Origin of the sequence: Prochlorococcus marinus str. MIT 0912 (genome assembly GCF_027359595.1) — a bacterium.
Lineage (GTDB): Bacteria > Cyanobacteriota > Cyanobacteriia > PCC-6307 > Cyanobiaceae > Prochlorococcus_B > Prochlorococcus_B marinus_C.
In genome coordinates, this window is the sequence record NZ_CP114783.1 from 1834201 (window position 1) to 1847284 (window position 13084).

General features: G+C 36.4%; 14 protein-coding genes and 1 pseudogene. 5 read left to right on the forward strand and 10 right to left on the reverse strand.

Annotated features, from left to right (window positions below; translation table 11 throughout):
- The first annotated feature begins 83 nt into the window (after window positions 1-83).
- Entirely contained in the window at window positions 84-671 is a 588-nt protein-coding gene (locus tag O5640_RS10480) for an inorganic diphosphatase (RefSeq protein WP_269612418.1), read from the forward strand.
- A 14-nt stretch (window positions 672-685) separates the two neighbouring features.
- On the opposite strand, the gene hemC is transcribed toward O5640_RS10480, so the two are convergent.
- The gene (gene hemC, locus O5640_RS10485) at window positions 686-1633 is read right to left on the reverse strand and encodes a hydroxymethylbilane synthase (RefSeq protein ID WP_269612419.1); all 948 of its coding nucleotides are present in this window, start codon (window positions 1631-1633) and stop codon (window positions 686-688) included.
- Window positions 1634-1791: 158 nt separating this feature from the next.
- Window positions 1792-3054 carry an RNA polymerase sigma factor RpoD gene (gene rpoD, locus O5640_RS10490; protein ID WP_269612420.1) on the reverse strand — a complete coding sequence of 421 codons (1263 nt, stop codon included), beginning with the start codon at window positions 3052-3054 and terminating at the stop codon, window positions 1792-1794.
- Between the two features lie 410 nt (window positions 3055-3464).
- On the opposite strand from rpoD, the pseudogene priA reads away from it, so the two are divergent.
- Window positions 3465-5707 (forward strand): annotated as a pseudogene (gene priA / locus O5640_RS10495) (replication restart helicase PriA).
- 15 nt (window positions 5708-5722) lie between these two features.
- On the opposite strand, the gene O5640_RS10500 reads toward priA, so the two are convergent.
- The 4 genes from O5640_RS10500 to O5640_RS10515 are packed head-to-tail and all read right to left on the reverse strand — an operon-like array spanning window position 5723 to window position 8284.
- Window positions 5723-6352, reverse strand: coding sequence for a DUF3153 domain-containing protein (locus tag O5640_RS10500; RefSeq protein ID WP_269612422.1), 630 nt, complete (start codon window positions 6350-6352; stop codon window positions 5723-5725).
- Window positions 6353-6405: 53 nt separating this feature from the next.
- On the reverse strand, window positions 6406-6813 hold the full coding sequence (locus tag O5640_RS10505) for a hypothetical protein (protein WP_269612423.1): 408 nt from the start codon (window positions 6811-6813) through the stop codon (window positions 6406-6408).
- Window positions 6814-7728, reverse strand: a complete 915-nt coding sequence (argB, locus tag O5640_RS10510) for an acetylglutamate kinase (protein WP_269612424.1) — start codon at window positions 7726-7728, stop codon at window positions 6814-6816.
- On the reverse strand, window positions 7721-8284 hold the full coding sequence (locus tag O5640_RS10515; protein WP_269612426.1) for a DUF2854 domain-containing protein: 564 nt from the start codon (window positions 8282-8284) through the stop codon (window positions 7721-7723). Before O5640_RS10515 ends, argB begins: the two co-directional genes overlap by 8 nt.
- A 53-nt stretch (window positions 8285-8337) precedes the next feature.
- Between O5640_RS10515 and O5640_RS10520 the strand changes: the two genes are divergently transcribed.
- Window positions 8338-8529 (forward strand): hypothetical protein, encoded by a 192-nt coding sequence (locus O5640_RS10520; protein WP_269612427.1) that lies wholly within the window; start codon window positions 8338-8340, stop codon window positions 8527-8529.
- A 4-nt stretch (window positions 8530-8533) separates the two neighbouring features.
- Here O5640_RS10520 and O5640_RS10525 read toward each other — a convergent pair whose 3' ends face one another.
- Complete coding sequence (locus O5640_RS10525; RefSeq protein ID WP_269612429.1) at window positions 8534-8971, reverse strand: single-stranded DNA-binding protein; 438 nt, start codon at window positions 8969-8971, stop codon at window positions 8534-8536.
- A gap of 36 nt (window positions 8972-9007) precedes the next feature.
- Between O5640_RS10525 and O5640_RS10530 the strand changes: the two genes are divergently transcribed.
- Both O5640_RS10530 and cutA read left to right on the forward strand, forming a co-directional pair.
- A complete protein-coding gene (locus O5640_RS10530) occupies window positions 9008-9817 on the forward strand; it encodes a precorrin-6A/cobalt-precorrin-6A reductase (RefSeq protein WP_269612430.1) in 810 nt (269 codons plus the stop codon).
- Between the two features lie 15 nt (window positions 9818-9832).
- Complete coding sequence (cutA, locus tag O5640_RS10535) at window positions 9833-10156, forward strand: divalent-cation tolerance protein CutA (RefSeq protein WP_269612431.1); 324 nt, start codon at window positions 9833-9835, stop codon at window positions 10154-10156.
- Window positions 10157-10167: 11 nt separating this feature from the next.
- Here the strand turns inward: cutA and O5640_RS10540 are convergent, their stop codons facing one another.
- The 3 genes from O5640_RS10540 to psb27 form a co-directional block, all read right to left on the reverse strand.
- Entirely contained in the window at window positions 10168-11175 is a 1008-nt protein-coding gene (locus O5640_RS10540) for an adenosine kinase (protein ID WP_269612432.1), read from the reverse strand.
- 40 nt (window positions 11176-11215) lie between these two features.
- Window positions 11216-12529 (reverse strand): adenylosuccinate synthase, encoded by a 1314-nt coding sequence (locus tag O5640_RS10545; protein WP_269612433.1) that lies wholly within the window; start codon window positions 12527-12529, stop codon window positions 11216-11218.
- A 95-nt stretch (window positions 12530-12624) separates the two neighbouring features.
- Window positions 12625-13059, reverse strand: a complete 435-nt coding sequence (psb27, locus tag O5640_RS10550; protein ID WP_269612434.1) for a photosystem II protein Psb27 — start codon at window positions 13057-13059, stop codon at window positions 12625-12627.
- Window positions 13060-13084 lie beyond the last annotated feature (25 nt).

Genomic DNA, 13084 nt, shown 5'->3' on the forward strand with positions numbered 1-13084 from the left:
GTTGAAATTTTTCTAAATTATTTGCTAGAACTTCATTTGCATTTACGGCGTTGATTTACCATATAAGAACATAAAAAAATACTATGGCGAACCTTGACCAAGCACCTAGCAGAACAATGCCTAATCTGCTTCATGTCTTACCTGCGTTTGCTAATGAATCTGAACATAGAGTCAACACAATCGTTGAGTTGAATTCAAACACAATAAATAAATACGAGCTTATTACTGAAACAGGGCATCTAAAGCTTGATCGAGTTGGATATTCGTCCCTCTCCTACCCTTTCGCTTATGGATGTCTTCCACGTACATGGGATGAAGACGGCGATCCATTAGATATCGAAATTGTGAATGTTACAGAGCCCTTAGTACCCGGTTCAATTGTTGAAGCTAGGATTATAGGAATAATGACCTTTGATGATGGAGGTGAAGTTGACGATAAAGTTATTGGCGTAATAGCTGATGATAAGAGGATGGATCACATAAAAAGCTTTGAACAATTAGGCAAGCATTGGATTAAGGAAACAACTTATTATTGGGAGCATTATAAAGATCTTAAAAAACCAGGAACTTGTACTGTAAATGGCTTCTTTGGTGTTGAAAAAGCAGTTGAGATTATCAAATCCTGCGAGAAGCGTTACTTATCTGAAATAGATCCTAATTTAATTAATTAAACTGTTTGAATGATTTAGGCCCTTGCAGACTTGAAAATCTCTTTTAATATTTCTCCTGCACCACGGCCTTTTAATTCATTGGCTAAGTCTATTCCTATTTCCTCTGCAGAGCTTACAGATCCTTTTTTTATATCTCTAATTAATCTTTTACCATCTAAACTTGCGACCATACCTTCAAGAATTAATTCATTGTTGTTAATTTCTGTTCTGACGCCTATTGGAACTTGACATCCTCCTTCAAGCTCTCTGAGGAAAGACCTCTCTGCTAAACATCTTTTAGATGTTGATTCGTGTTCAAGTGTTTTTAAAATATCTAATACCTCTTGTTGTCCACTTACACATTCAATACCAAGAGCTCCCTGTCCCACAGCATGGAGTGAAATATCTGTTGGAATTAACTGATGTATTCGATTAGCAAAACCAAGTCTTTGCAATCCAGCAGCTGCCAAGATAAGACAGTCATATTCTCCTGAGTCAAGCTTCTCTAATCGTGTAATAACATTTCCTCGTACATCTTTGAAAACAAGATGTGGATAATGGTATCGCAATTGAGCAAGCCTTCTTAAGGAACTAGTCCCCACTACAGAACCATCTGGCAGAGTCTCTAGTTTGTGAATTTTATTTTTCTCATTAACGACTAACGCGTCTGAAGGATCCTCCCTTTCTGTTATGCAGCCAAGAATTAATCCCTCTGGAAGATTGGTAGGTAAATCTTTCAAGGAGTGGACCGCAATTTCGGCATGACCAACAAGCATTTGAGCTTCAAGTTCTTTAGTGAAAAGACCTTTATCTCCTATTTTTGCTAATGCCACATCAAGTATTTTGTCACCCTGCGTAGCCATTGCTTCGATAGTGATAGCAAGATCAGGATGGGCTTTTTGTAGTTCATCTCGTACCCAGTTCGTCTGAACCATGGCCAGCTGGCTTCGGCGAGAGGCGATGCGCAGTTGGTCTAGTGTCATTAGCAAATCTTTTCTATTTCTTTACCTTAAGCAGTCAACCATACCTAATTAAAATCCTGGAAAATAATTTAATAAGGTTGATGTGAAATGAAATCTATGATCTAACTAAATATTTGTCTTTGTTACTAGGGAAAGTAAAAATTATTGTTTAATTTTTTTTAATTTAGCTTGATATATTCCTTAAGTACTCCATTCCTATTGGGATGGCGGAGTTTTCTGAGGGCTTTAGCCTCTATTTGTCTAATTCTTTCTCTTGTTACATCAAAAATCTGTCCAATTTCTTCAAGGGTTTTCATCCTTCCATCATCTAAGCCATAACGAAGTCTTAGAACATCCCTTTCTCTGGGACTTAATGTAGCGAGAACCCCTTCCAAATCCTCTCTTAATAACGTTTTTGCTACATCTTGTTCAGGATTTTCTATATCTGCTTCAATAAAGTCACCAAGTCTAGAATCTTCTTCTTTACCAATTGGGGTCTCAAGAGAAATGGGGAGCTGAGCGCTTTTAGCAATAAATCTCAGTTTCTCAATCGTCATTTCCATGCTTTCAGCTATTTCTTCCTCAGTTGGTTTTCTTCCAAACTCTTGACTTAAAACTTTAGTGGTTTTCTTGATCCGTGAAATTGTTTCGTATAAATGCACAGGCAAGCGAATTGTTCTGCTTTGATCTGCAATTGCTCTAGTTATAGCCTGCCTGATCCACCAGGTAGCGTAAGTTGAGAATTTATATCCTTTCTCATGATCAAATTTTTCAGCTGCACGAATGAGACCAAGACTTCCTTCTTGAATAAGATCCTGAAAAGACAACCCTCTATTCATGTATTTCTTAGCAATTGAAACTACTAATCGTAGATTCGATTGCACCATTTTTTCTTTTGCTCGTCTACCAAGCATTAACCTCCTTCGGAAGCGAGTTAATGGCATTTCTGCAAGAACTGCCCATTCTTTGACTGATGGAAAATGTCCATTCTCGCTTTCAAATTGCGCAGCTTCTTCCTCTAATTGAAGAAGATCGGCTATCTTTCTGGCTAATTCAATCTCTTCGTCTGGCCTGAGAAGTCTTATACGGCCAATCTCTTGTAAATAAACCCTAATCGAGTCTTCTGTATAAACACCCTTTGGTCCTATTTTTATACTTGCTAAAGCTTTGGCTGCTGCTTCTTGCGCACTTGAAAGTACAGAGGCATTATCTTCATCTTCATCTAGATCGATATCTGCTTCAGGCACTTTATTTGCTTCAGCAATTAATTTATCAGCCTCTAAATCTAAATCAATTTTTAGATCATTTGAAGATTCTTGAGGAAGAGTTTGGGTTTCTTTAGTCACGTTTACTTTGGCGGCTGTTTTTTTAATTTTTTTTGAATTGTTTATTGTTTCCTGATTAATAGAAATATTTTTAGATGACTGGTTTCCCTTTAACATGATTTCCCCGATGGTTTGTGGTCTGTTGCAGAGCTCAGGTTATTACCCGAAAAATAGTCAGAATCTCCTAGAGATAATATTTCAGGAAAAACTATTTAATTTGTAAAATTTCAACAAAAACACTCTAATTTGAGACTGTCCTTAATCGGGATAAATCTTGCGAAAAATCACATGACATCAATATGGACTTGAAATTATGATGGATGTTTTGTTGAAGAATCGAAATGTGTAAGCAAGGATGTCAGGGGATTTCTCAGACCGGCTTATCTCAGAATGGGATTTTTCCTATTCTTGATAAAGCTTCTAGTCTTCCCTCTGGGTGGAATTTTGCAAGTTCCACAACAGCTTTAAAGCTGTTAACAATCCAATGGTAGAAAAAATTTCTGAAGTCGGCAAGTATTAAAAATGATATGAACCCTTTTATATTTGATATTTGGTTACATGTGGGTCGTGAAGGACGATGTTTCTCTTATCAAGATGGAAATAATTTGGATATTGATTTAGGCGATGTTGTGACTGTTCGTTTGAAAGGAAAACTCATGCAGGGGTTAGTCGTTAAAAAAATGAAAAATAATATTACTAGTTCAAAGGAAAATTTAAAAAATATTTCATTGAATAATGTAGAAAAATTGGTTCAAAAATCAGCTATCAAAAAAGAATGGAGAGAGTGGCTGGAAGAAATCGCTCGTGAATTATATGTAAGTGATTTTCAGATGCTTAAGACTGCATTACCTCCTGGCTGGTTAGGAAGGTCAAAGATATCGAATAGACCAAAAAAACTTTGGTGGGTGAAATTGTCTAGTAATAATTGTGAGGGAAAGATATCTTCACGTGGGGTTGAGTTAAAGAAAAATCTTCTTTTAAATGGAGGCGGGAAATGGCAAAAAGATTTAGAGGCTGAAGGATTTTCTTCATTATTAATAAGAAACTTTGTCTCAGCTGGTTACGGAGAAAGGGAAAAACGTTTTTTATTTTTTAAATCTTTTGATGATGAAGAATCTGTTGATAAAAAAAAGTCAAAGATTGAGGATCCTCAACCTTTGACGTTAGAACAAAAATTAGCCAAAGACAAATATAAGTCTCTTTCAAATGGGTCAGCTCTTTTGCTTTGGGGTATTACTGGATCTGGTAAAACGGAGGTATATCTACAAATAGCAGAACTTGAGTTATCTGCAAGTAGGCATTGTCTTATACTTACACCTGAAATTGGATTAGTACCACAATTGGTTGACCGCTTTCGAAAAAGATTTGGATTAAATGTTTTTGAATATCATAGTAATTGTTCTATTAAAGAGAGAATTGACACATGGAAGAGATCTTTAGACATCACAACACCTAGTGTCTTTATTGGTACTCGATCAGCTATTTTTCTACCATTATCCAATTTAGGATTAATAGTTCTTGATGAAGAACATGATAGCTCTTATAAACAAGAATCCCCAATGCCTTGCTATCATGCAAGAGATTTGGCTATTCATAGAGCAAAGAAAATAGGAGCCAAAGTAATACTAGGAACAGCAACTCCTTCTTTAAATGTTTGGAAAAATATACAACCCAATGGCAATATAGTTGTAGCTAAATTAAATCAAAGGATTTTAAATCGTAAATTGCCAACGGTTAGTATAGTAGATATGCGTGAAGAATTAGCTATTGGAAATAGAAGCTTAATTAGTAGATATCTAAAAAAACAACTTTTGGAGATAAAAGAGACCGGAAACCAAGCTATCATATTAGTCCCTAGGCGGGGATATAGTAGTTTCCTAAGTTGCCGTAGTTGTGGAGAGGTCGTTCAATGTCCAAATTGTGATGTTGCACTAACAGTGCATCGTTCTAAGGAAGGCAATCAATGGTTGCGTTGTCATTGGTGTGACTTTCGTTCGAAAACTAGTGAGAAATGTGGAGAATGTGGTTCAAATGCTTTTAAACCATTTGGAACTGGAACACAAAGAGTTATGGATCATTTAGAGCGAGAACTAGATGGCATAAGTTTATTAAGGTTTGATAGGGATACAACTAGAGGCCGTGATGGCCATAGAGTATTGCTAGAAAGATTCGCTAATGGTGACGCCGATATTTTAGTAGGGACTCAGATGCTCTCTAAGGGTATGGATTTACCAAAAGTAACTCTTGCTGTCGTGCTGGCAGCAGATGGTTTATTGCATCGTCCTGATTTGATGGCTACTGAAGAAACTCTTCAACTTTTTATGCAATTGGCTGGTCGTGCAGGACGTGGCGAGCAGCATGGGAAGGTTGTAGTACAAACTTATTGTCCTGAACATCCTGTTGTTCTCCACTTGATTGATGGGAGGTACGAAGAGTTTCTAAAAAAGAAGAAAAGACCAGAAAAGAAGCTGCGATGGTTCCGTATAGTCGAGCTTGCTTATTAAGGTTCTCAGGAGAATCTTCAGAGTTGACATCTCAAGGAGCATTCAATGTCTCTTCAAAAATCAAGAATGTTTGCAATGCAAAAGATTGGAAATTGGTCGGGCCAGCACCTTCATTAGTTGAGAGGGTCGCAGGTAAAAGTCGTTGGCAACTTCTCGTGTACGGACCTGAATCAAGCCAAATCCCAATTCCTTATGGACCTGAATTATGGAACGATTTACCAAAAGGAGTAAGTCTTTCTATTGATCCTGATCCACTACAATTGTGAGTAGATTCATGCTTATTAGGGTGGCAACTCAGGGAATCCGAATCCCATTAGGAGGCGGAATCTTTGAAGGGATAAGCTCAGCAAAATTAAGGCAATTATCAAGATAATCCCAATTGAAATTTGGTTCCATTTCCAATTTGAAATCTTTAGTTTGTTAATCTGTCCAATTTCAAGAGGAAAGAAAGTTAAACCTTTTTTAAAACTAGGTTCTAGAGGTGTGGCTTCGAAATTATTTTTATTGCCAATGTCATGAATGATTATGTTTATTTTTAATCCAGGAATTTTTGGGATTTCTCTTAAATCAAAATAAATTTTGAAATTTTGACTTGTTCCAATTATCCAGTTTTTGTTGTTTGTAATTATTTCAGGTTTCTTTATAGTAAAACCGCTAGTTTTTGAAGCAACGGAAGCTATTTCTTGAAGTAATGTATTTGCTTCTTCAAAACGAATAGTTGGGGATTCAAAATGTTGCTTATACTCATGAGTTTGAAGTTTTAGGATGCTATGTTCTTCAGTAAGATTATCTTCAAATTCTTTCTGCCATGGAATTGATTTGCCAGAATTACTATCTATATCAAGTGAAATCTTTAGTCGATCTGGACCTGTAACACTCAGGTTTGTTGATATATCAACGCAACCACTCAAAAGGAAGGTTAATAATAAAATAATTAATAAAGTTATTATTGAAAATCCAAAGTCTAGACTTTTCGTCGGACCAGTTGGAGGATGATTGATTTTCTCCTTCTTTTTTTCGTTTTTCTAAATGTTGATTTTAGAGATGGTTCTACCTCTATCTTTGGTATTTCTACAGACCAGTTTGACGGTCTTGGTAAATGTGGAGCATCCAGTATTGATAGGAGTTGTTTAGCTTGTTGACGGACGCTCTCTTTTTTATTACGTATTAATGTTTGGCAAATATTGATTGCTTTTTTTTCATCACCTTTCCCCATGTAGGCTGTAATTAAAAGTAGTCTAAGTTGCCCTCCTATTACTGTCTCTGCTTCGAAATCTACAAGTAAAGGGTCTACTATTTTCGTGCAACCATTGTAGTCACCTTTCTCAAGGGCCGCTTCAGCAGCTTTTATAGCTGAAGCTATTTTTGACATTTAACCTCTACCCATAACCATAGTTCCAATACCAGCATCAGTAAAAACTTCTAATAGAAGGGCATGAGGCGTCCTTCCATCAATGATATGGGCAGCATTCACACCCTGTGCAAGGGAACGAATACAACATTCAACTTTTGGTCTCATACCCGCTTTAACTATCCCTTTATCAATTAATTCTCTAGCTTCGGATAGACGTATCTTTTCTATTAATGAAGAAGTATCATTTTCATTCTTTAAAATACCGGGAGTATCTGTCAAAAGGATTAATTTTTCGGCACCTAGCGCTGCGGCAAGCTCCCCAGCAACGGTATCAGCATTGATATTGTGTGATCTGCCATCAGAAGAATTGGCTACACTTGAAATGACTGGGACGTAACCTTCTTCGAGAAGAGGGCTTAAAATCTTTGTATTTACTTTTGCCACTTCCCCAACAAGACCATGACTTCCACCTCCAAGCGTTCTTGCCTCAATAAGTCTGCCATCTATTCCACATAGTCCAACGGCCAATCTTCCATGATTGTTGATTCCACTCACAATCTGTTTATTTACTCTTCCAGCAAGAACCATTTCTACTACATCCATGGTCTCGGTATCAGTAATACGTAAACCATCAAGGAAAACTGGCTTTATTCCTAATTTTTCCAACCATTGATTTATTTCCGGGCCACCACCATGAACGACTACTATTTGTACGCCAACAGACGAAAGAAGGGCTAGATCTCTAAATACTGCATTCTGAAGTGTTTTGTCAGCCATAGCTGAGCCACCATATTTGATTACAATCCTTTTATTTGCAAAACGTTGTATGTAAGGAAGTGCCTCACTTAAGACAGAAACTCTTATGGAATCTTTATCCGTAAAGGATTTATTAAAATTCTTACTGGAGTTTGCTTTTTGGTTTTCTTTATTCATTTTCTACAGGTTTTTCTTCTTGTTTTTGCGTAAGTATTATTAAATCAATTTCACCGGGTGTGGGACAAAATAATTCAGCGCACAAACCTTTGGCAAAGAATCTTCCTAAACGTTCTTTTTGAGCATTCCATCTTTCTAAAGAAACAGCAGCCATTTCAAATCTCATTCTTAATCCATAATTACCATCTTTAATCAATTCTTCTACTTCTATAAGTTGAGGAGGACTGTCTATGTCCCAAAGCTTTAATACTCTGAGAGATGATTCAAGCTGGCAAGATTGCCCATAGCGCCATCTGGTCACATCTTTAACTAGTTTTCCTAGTTCTTCAGGGGCTTTATCCCTCTCTGAGGCAAAATTAGCTGCCGGAACTACTCTTAAGGCTGGCGGTACTTCGGTCGTTTTCAATGATATGCCTATCAGAAAAATAGGTACTCCATAGAAGAAAGTTGGAACACTGAGATTTGTTGCATCAGTAAAATAGGCTGTTAGGCCAATTAGAGAAAGTGATGCTCCTCCGATAGTGATGAGGCTCGCCGGTGAGAAAAGTTTATTCATGAGTTTGATTTTGGCTAAAATCGGGGGCAGATGGGTTTTCAGGAGACAGTCTCATGGCCTCACACCAAAAAGAATTTTCTGAATTAATTGAACTTGTTGAAAAATTAAACAAGGATAGAGCTTGGATCCTTGAACAATTAGATAGAGGCAGCTGGCCTGAATTTAGACCTGATCTAGCTGCTTTGGAGAGAGAATTAGGTCAACTCTTAACCAGGGCTTCAGAATATATTGAGGAAAATTGTTGATTTTTCAGAATGGAATGTCATCGGTATCTGGAACTAATGGTGAGCTGTCCCATTTCAGACCCTCGTTATTTGAAGAATTTGCTGAATCTTTTTCTAGATTTGACTGATTTTGAGATGGTATTGATGAAATAGCTGTTTTAGAAGAAAAGGGGTGAATTCTAGAAAGAGTAAATTCAGCTTGTTTTTCTTTGGTACCATCCTTTCGAGGAATAGTATTCATTCTTAAGCGACCTTCTATTACTAATTTAGAATTTACTTGAACTGTGTTTTGAAGTTCTTCTGCTAATTTCCCCCAACCAACTACCTTAATTGCGTAAGGAGGGTCATCGGCACGGAGGCTGTCAAATTCAACTTCTATTTCAGCTAATGGAGTTTTGTTGTCTTGGGTAAAACGAACTGTTGGGGCTTTCTTTACCAAAACCTCAAGCATGCAATGATTCATTTTTTTTTTTTTCTTTAGTTATTGTCGTTTATCTTGATGGATATAAGGAAAAAATGCCAGCCACATCTTTGGTTGTTAACAGGAACAGGCGAAGGACATGTCTTTGCTAAGTCTTTATTGAAAGAAGGTTGGAAAATTACTGTTAGTGTTGTATCGAATAGAGCCTCAATTCCATATGAAAAATTAAATTTAGAGAAAATATTAATAGGTGCCTTGATTTCTGAGGAAGAGATCCGGAGCGTCATATTAAATGCAAGAAGTCATGAAAATGGATTTCATTGTGTTATTGATCTGACCCATCCATTTGCTATGAAAATTACAGGGTCAATCACAAAAGTTTGCAAGGAACTCGATCAACCATTAATAAGGTATGAAAGAACTATAGAAAATTTTTCAAATGCATTCTTAATAAAGAAATTTAGCGATTTAAAAAATTATGATCTAAAGAATAAATCTATTTTGCTAGCTTTAGGAGTAAGACATCTTCAGGAGGCCTTACTAGTTGCAAGAAATTCAGGAGCAAATGTTTATGCAAGAGTTTTAGCTAATCCAGAAAGTATAAGAAAAATACTGGCCTCATCAATAAAAAAATCAAATTTTGCGATATTAAATCCTTCAGTCTCTAGTGATGGAAAAATTGAAAAAGCACTTATTAGGAAATGGAATATTGCTGGTGTAGTTTGTAGGCAATCAGGAGGGAGAAATGAAATCTTATGGCACAGAATTTGTTCAAGCATGGGAATTAATCTGTTGATGCTGGAAAGACCTACTAAATTTAAAAATATTAACTCAGTAGATAGTTATGATAAATTAATTAAAAGATTAAAATCTATTTGTTTAGAATAAAAAGCTTTTAAGATCATGAATTTATCTGAATTAAATCAAGAAATATATATAGTTTTAACTACCGAAATTGATAAAGAAACAGCATGTAAATTAGCATATTTACTTTTGAAAGAAAAATTAATACCTTGTGTTACTTTTGAAAATGTTGAATCATATTTTTGGTGGAAAGGAAATATAAATCAATCGAAAGAAATACAATTAAGGATCAAGTGTAAGAAGGAAAATGTAAATAAAGTTTGTAATAAGATTGCTCAGTGGCATAGCTATGAAGTACCAGAAATAATTTATTTTCCCGTTTCAGCTAATAAGAATTATCATCATTGGGTGAATTCTATTTGAGTTTAAAATGTTTAGGGTTTTAAATGTGAACTGACCAAATTTAAAAGGTCAATATTGGATCGAGACCCTAATTGTGTAACTATCTGTCCTGCACAAATAGATCCAATTTTTGCAGATATCTCTGGCTTTAGACCATCTGCAAGCCCTTTTAAAAAACCTCCAGCATACAGATCTCCCGCTCCTGTTGTATCAATAGCCTTTCCAAAAATGAAAGGGTCTATATTTATTTCTTTGCCATTAGAAATTAGAATTGAACCTTTTTTACCAATAGTGATTGCAGCAAGATCACATTTTTTTTTCAATTTTTCAAGTGCTGAATTTAGAGATGAGCTTTTATACAAAGTTGTTATTTCATCTTCATTGGCAAATAATATATCTATATGATCTTCAACTAGTTTTATAAAACTTTCCCTGTGTCTGTTTACACAAAATGAATCAGAAAGTGATAATGCAACTTTTCTACCTGCATTTTTAGCTATTTCTGCCGCTTTAATAAATGCATTTTTAGCAGCTGGGTTGTCCCATAGGTATCCCTCTAAATAAAGTATTTTTGCCTCTCTGACTACTGACAGATCGATATCTTTAGGCTCTAGAAGAACTGAAGCGCCCAAATAAGTGCACATAGTTCTCTGAGCGTCTGGAGTGACAAAGATGAGACATCTTGCTGTCGAGGGGCCAACTAATGACGGTGGAGTTTTAAAAATGGTCCCAGTCGTTGATATCTCTTCTGTAAAAATTTCTCCAAGCTTGTCATCTCTTACTCTTCCAATAAAGGCTGTCTTTCCCCCTAACTTGGCTACACATGCTAATGAATTGGCAACAGAACCTCCTGACCTCTGAACTCTGTTACTTGTCATTTCATAAAGTTCTTCAGCTTTGTTTTCATCAATCAAGGTCATTGAACCTTTGTTGAAAGAAAGATCCTCTAAGAAAGAATCATCTGTTGTTGTTAGTACGTCTACAATTGCATTCCCAACACCTACTATGTCAAGGGTAGGGACGGTCGTTTTATTAATCATCAAATTAATTAAAAATCATAAAATTATAATTCTTTGCTTTTTAAGAATTTAAAAGAGCTCTTTTGGGTCCATGAATAGGATCCTCAATAACAATTGTTTGATCTCTATTGGCTCCCAAGGAAACTATCGCTATGGGAACTTCCATAAGCTCGGCTAGGAACCTCAAGTAACTCATGGCTGCTGGTGGAAGGTCTTCCAAACGACGACAATTTTCTGTAGAGCATCTCCAGCCAGGTAGCTTTTTGAAAATGGGGGTACATTTTTCAAAATCTTCAACGCTACTTGGGAAATAATCAATTCTTTTGCCGTTTAATTCATAAGCGACACATATATCAATTTCTTCCAGTTCATCTAAAACGTCTAATTTAGTAATAGCAAGACAATCCAATCCATTTACCTCAACTGCGTATTTACCTATTACTCCATCAAACCAGCCACATCTCCTTCTTCTTCCAGTAGTTGTTCCAAATTCACCCCCTCTATTACAAAGTTGGTCATTTATACTCCCTTGCAGTTCAGTAGGGAAGGGCCCCTCTCCCACTCTAGTTGTATAGGCTTTAGCAACACCGATAACTCTGTCTATAAGTGTAGGGCCTACTCCTGCACCAATACATGCCCCGCCTGATACTGGATTAGAGGAGGTAACATAAGGATAGGTACCGTGATCAAGATCTAAAAGGGTTCCTTGAGCACCTTCAAATAAGATATTTTTTTTCTTTTTGGCTGCTTGATGAATTGTTCTGTTGCAGTCAACAATATGTTTTTTTAGTTGTTTTCCGTAATCAAGATATTCTTCTACTATTTCATCAATAATTAATGGTTCAATTCCATAAATCTTTTGGAGGAGTCCATTTTTCTCCGCTAACGGAACCTTTAATCTTTCTTGAAGTTTTTCCCTGCTGAGTAGATCAATGATTCGAATCCCATTCCTTTGAGATTTGTCTGCATAAGTTGGTCCAATGCCCCTTCCAGTGGTACCGATTTTTTGTTGACCTCGCTTTTGCTCCATGGCTAAATCCAAGAGCCTGTGATATGGCATCGTCACATGAGCAGTTGAAGCAAGTTTTAGTCCTGAAATATCAATATCATTTTCTTCAAGCATTTTTATTTCTTTAATCATCACTTTAGGGTCAACAACTGTTCCTGACCCAATAAGACAAATCGTATCTGGATACAAGATTCCAGAGGGTATCAAATGTAATTTGAGAACTTTGTCCTCTACAACAATTGTATGACCGGCATTAACGCCGCCTTGATAGCGAACAACTACATCTGCGGAGCGACTGAGCAAATCGGTGATTTTGCCTTTACCTTCATCACCCCACTGAGCGCCTATGACTACAACATTTGCCAAGGAAGAAAATTCGGCTCGAAACCGATTTACTTTAGAAGAAACAAGATTTGCAGATAGCCCTACCCTGAGTCAAAGAAATGAATTAAAGATTATCTTTAATTATCTCTAACTACTGATTTTTCTGCTTTAGAAAGTTCTTCGTTTAATCTCTCTTTGAGATTTTCAGGAACTGGCCTGTTTGCAAAAGTTTTGTAATGACCTGCTAATGCATTTAAGGCAGTTTGCATTGTTGTAAAGGTCGAGGAAGTATTTATTTGAGATCTATTCCTATATCTTGAAATGTAATCACTTATTAGAAAAACAGCCTCTTTTTCTGCCTCTGATAGCCCCTTATCTTCTTTGGGTAAAGTTATGGTTTCTTTTAAAGAAGAAGAGACTGCAATTGTGTCTTTAGCAAAATCCCCAGTCATAAATGTTTTGGCTGCGTTCACTTCAGAAGCGAATTGGAAGAATATGAGGCATAAGCCAAGGCATATAGCCAAAGCTGCCCTCACCAACCTGATGGAGTGCTGATGAAAGGCAGAAATCATTTGTTTTTTGCAATTACATTAGACT

Bases quoted from the DNA above. Each gene is read 5' to 3' on its own strand.
- O5640_RS10480 (WP_269612418.1), top strand. From the start codon at position 84: ATGGCGAACCTTGACCAAGCACCTAGCAGAACAATGCCTAATCTGCTT.
- hemC (WP_269612419.1), bottom strand. From the start codon at position 1,633: ATGACACTAGACCAACTGCGCATCGCCTCTCGCCGAAGCCAGCTGGCC.
- rpoD (WP_269612420.1), bottom strand. From the start codon at position 3,054: ATGTTAAAGGGAAACCAGTCATCTAAAAATATTTCTATTAATCAGGAA.
- O5640_RS10505 (WP_269612423.1), bottom strand. From the start codon at position 6,813: ATGTCAAAAATAGCTTCAGCTATAAAAGCTGCTGAAGCGGCCCTTGAG.
- argB (WP_269612424.1), bottom strand. From the start codon at position 7,728: ATGAATAAAGAAAACCAAAAAGCAAACTCCAGTAAGAATTTTAATAAA.
- O5640_RS10515 (WP_269612426.1), bottom strand. From the start codon at position 8,284: ATGAATAAACTTTTCTCACCGGCGAGCCTCATCACTATCGGAGGAGCA.
- O5640_RS10520 (WP_269612427.1), top strand. From the start codon at position 8,338: ATGGCCTCACACCAAAAAGAATTTTCTGAATTAATTGAACTTGTTGAA.
- O5640_RS10525 (WP_269612429.1), bottom strand. From the start codon at position 8,971: ATGAATCATTGCATGCTTGAGGTTTTGGTAAAGAAAGCCCCAACAGTT.
- O5640_RS10530 (WP_269612430.1), top strand. From the start codon at position 9,008: ATGGATATAAGGAAAAAATGCCAGCCACATCTTTGGTTGTTAACAGGA.
- cutA (WP_269612431.1), top strand. From the start codon at position 9,833: ATGAATTTATCTGAATTAAATCAAGAAATATATATAGTTTTAACTACC.
- O5640_RS10540 (WP_269612432.1), bottom strand. From the start codon at position 11,175: ATGATTAATAAAACGACCGTCCCTACCCTTGACATAGTAGGTGTTGGG.
- psb27 (WP_269612434.1), bottom strand. From the start codon at position 13,059: ATGATTTCTGCCTTTCATCAGCACTCCATCAGGTTGGTGAGGGCAGCT.